This window comes from Escherichia sp. TW14182 (assembly GCF_000208525.1).
Taxonomy (GTDB): Bacteria; Pseudomonadota; Gammaproteobacteria; order Enterobacterales; family Enterobacteriaceae; genus Escherichia; species Escherichia ruysiae.
The window spans coordinates 1-1,135 of sequence record NZ_AEJZ01000343.1 but is presented as its reverse complement, the minus strand read 5'-3'; the positions used below and the strand labels follow the sequence as shown (position 1 = coordinate 1,135).

Annotated in this window: 2 protein-coding genes; both read left to right on the top strand. The window is 44.9% G+C overall.

Features of this window, described 5'->3' with window-relative positions:
* Positions 1-233: 233 nt before the first annotated feature.
* The gene (locus EQY_RS0121350; protein ID WP_000119356.1) at positions 234-413 is read left to right on the top strand and encodes a hypothetical protein; all 180 of its coding nucleotides are present in this window, start codon (positions 234-236) and stop codon (positions 411-413) included.
* Positions 414-431: 18 nt separating this feature from the next.
* Positions 432-917, top strand: a complete 486-nt coding sequence (locus EQY_RS0121345; protein WP_000818164.1) for a type II toxin-antitoxin system death-on-curing family toxin — start codon at positions 432-434, stop codon at positions 915-917.
* Positions 918-1,135 lie beyond the last annotated feature (218 nt).

Here is a 1,135-nt window from a genome sequence, read left to right as displayed (position 1 = left end):
ACAGCTTACGAACCTGAGGAGTAAGAGACCGGGCGGGAGAGTAATCTCCCGCCACCTCTGATATGTCAGGCATCCTCAACGCACCCGCACTTACCCCGCTTCGGCGGGTTTTTTCACGTACTGTGGTTGTGAATACGATTGGTATTAGGCTATGCTAACAACATTAGCCTGACTAATTTTGTATTGACTTGATTTTTGTTAAAGAACAGGACGGAGAAGTAAGGGTACACCCAATGAGCTACGCACTAAAAAAACACCCGCGATTGACTATTCCCCCTCGCGATAAAAGCGTTGTGGCAGCTCCGCGCCCGGCTATTGATGAAAATTGCACACATCGCGAGCAGGTGAAAAATGCTTTCGATTTCGGTTTTTCTCGTTACGAGAAGGCAATGGAAGAACTTTCAAAAGTGTAATAATGGGTATTGTGCTCTATGGCTGAGATTGTTGAAGGAGTGCACTACCTTTCGGTTGATGATCTTACTGAAATCAATCGCCTTTTAATTGAGCTTCAAACACCAGATGAACCTGTTGGTGTGCTGAGTGTTGATAATTTAAGTTCTTCTCAGTCTCGTCCCAGCATGGTTCGATGGTATGAACAGACTAATGACATGTTTGTATTGGCATCGGTATTGATTGAAAGTCTGATTCAGAATCATCCGTTTGCTAATGCGAACAAACGAACAGCTATGATGGCTGGTTACGTCTTCTTGTTGTTGAATGGCTATGAGTTAACAGCACCAGGCGATGAAATCGTGGAAATGGCAGAGGGACTGGCCTGCAAAACCTATACTCGAGAAGATCTCGAGAACTGGTTGTGTTATTGGTCTCGCGCGTATGACAGCCGGGAATTATGTAAAACAGGCGCAACTATTGTTTTGTATGAAACTATCAAGTTTAAAATGGAACAGCAAAACTAAAGGTGCTTCCAATGAAAACCCGCTTCGGCGGGTTTTTTTGTTGTTTATTTTTGGTGAGCTTGATGCATCTGGTTGTACTGATGTGGCTGGCTGACTCTGTTATTCAGGTGGCTTATTGCTGTTGATTGGTATGTCTTCACGGCTAGAATCGAGGCTCTTAAGTAGCGCGCAGGGAGAAGAGGGATGGGCCCCGAACAGGGGAGTGCTATTTATCTGGA

Bases quoted from the DNA above. Each gene is read 5' to 3' on its own strand.
- EQY_RS0121350 (WP_000119356.1), top strand. From the start codon at position 234: ATGAGCTACGCACTAAAAAAACACCCGCGATTGACTATTCCCCCTCGC.
- EQY_RS0121345 (WP_000818164.1), top strand. From the start codon at position 432: ATGGCTGAGATTGTTGAAGGAGTGCACTACCTTTCGGTTGATGATCTT.